Source organism: Komagataeibacter kakiaceti JCM 25156 (genome assembly GCF_000613305.1).
Genome location: NZ_BAIO01000694.1, coordinates 1 through 1,004, shown reverse-complemented (window position 1 = coordinate 1,004; position 1,004 = coordinate 1). Strand labels below are relative to the sequence as shown.

At 68.8% G+C, this 1,004-nt stretch carries 1 pseudogene; it reads right to left on the bottom strand.

What is annotated here, in order from left to right:
- Positions 1 to 1,004 (bottom strand): annotated as a pseudogene (locus tag JCM25156_RS26015) (UvrD-helicase domain-containing protein); the annotation flags it as partial.

Here is a 1,004-nt window from a genome sequence, read left to right as displayed (position 1 = left end):
TGCCGTGGCGCCATCCACGGGTTCACATCCGTCCCGTCCGGCACCACGGGTACGGGGGGCCAGATTTCACACGCCCCCCCTGCCCCGGTCGGGCGGTGACATGGGCGGGAATGGTGCCATCGGGCTCCACCACGCCACGCGCGGCGACGGGGTTGGCGAAGACACTGTCCACCAGTTGCAGCACGGGCGCCGTGGAGCGGAAGGAGACGGTCAGCGCGGGTTCACGCCACGGCACATGGGCCGCGGCCGCGCTGTGGCGGAAACGCTGCCGCCATGCGCGAAACGCCGCCGGGTCCGCGCCCTGGAAGGAATAGATCGACTGCTTGTAATCCCCCACCGCGAAGATGGTGCGGGGGCAGCCATCGGCGTCATGCGTGCCTTCACCGGAGAAGAATTCCGCCGTCAGCCCACCGGCGATAGCCCACTGGTCGGGGGATGTATCCTGCACCTCATCGAGCAGCAGGTGGTCGATGCCCCCGTCAAGCTTGTACAGCACCCATGCCGCACCCGGATCGCGCAGCAGGTCCAGCGTGCGCTCGATCAGGTCGTCATAATCCACCATGCCCTGCGCGCTCTTGCGCGTGGCGTAGCGTTCCAGCACCGGCTGAGCCACGTCCAGCAGCGCGCAGGTCAGCGCGAACACGGTCATGGCGCGCAACTGCCCCTCGGTCCCGATCACCCGTTCGGCCTCGGCCAGCAGGGCCGCGGCCAGTTCCGGGCGTTCGGTCGCGATTTTGGGGTTCAGGCCGCCACGTTTGCGCGGCGCGCCCTCACGCGTCAGAAGCGCGTCACGCCAGTCGGCCCACTGCCGCGCACGGGTTTCAACATCGGAACCCAGCCATGCCAGCATGGCCTCGGCCTGTTTGCGCACCGTGGGCGAGCCTTCGCGCGCGACATGGCGCAGCCCGTCGCGCAACTGGTCCTCATCAACAATGCCGGCACAGGCCTGCCGGAGGATTTCAGCCTCATCCCGCCCGCTTATGCCCAGCAGGCGCATCAGCGCG